Source organism: Flavobacterium coralii (assembly GCF_019891545.1).
Classification (GTDB): Bacteria; Bacteroidota; Bacteroidia; order Flavobacteriales; family Flavobacteriaceae; genus Flavobacterium; species Flavobacterium coralii.
Genome location: NZ_JAHDIU010000040.1, coordinates 1 through 566, shown reverse-complemented (window position 1 = coordinate 566; position 566 = coordinate 1). Strand labels below are relative to the sequence as shown.

1 rRNA gene is annotated in these 566 nt (G+C 49.1%); it reads right to left on the bottom strand.

The annotated features are described in order from the left end of the window. Nucleotides 1–566, bottom strand: a 16S ribosomal RNA gene (locus KJK34_RS15520); the annotation flags it as partial.

The window sequence follows — 566 nt, the reverse complement described above, 5'->3', positions numbered from 1 at the left end:
CCTTGTTACGACTTTTACCCGGTTCAAACCAATGCGATAAAAATGGTTTCCGCAACAACGAAGTCGTTAAACCTCGAAGCGACAGTCCCCACTCTTCTCGAATCAGTTCAGTCCCGGATAGCGACGGGCGGTGTGTACAAAGGGCAGGGACGTAATCAACGTGAGCTGATGACTCACACTTACTAGGCATTCCTCGTTTAAGGGCAATAATTACAATACCCTATCCCGGACATGGAAGAATTTCAACGGTTTACCGATACCTTTCGGCATAGGAAAAACCCGCTGACTCCACCAGTGTAGCACGCGTGCAGCCCCGGACATCTAAGGGCATCACAGACCTGTTATCGCTCAATCTCGTGCGGCTAAACACCGCTTATCCCTCTAAGAAGTTATACGAACCCGAAGATTCGCCAACTATTTAGCAGGCTAGAGTCTCGCTCGTTATCGGAATAAACCAGACAAATCACTCCACCAACTAAGAACGGCCATGCACCACCAACCACCAAATCGAGAAAGAGCTTTCAATCTGTCAGTCCTAATGGTGTCCGGACCGGGTGAGTTTTCCC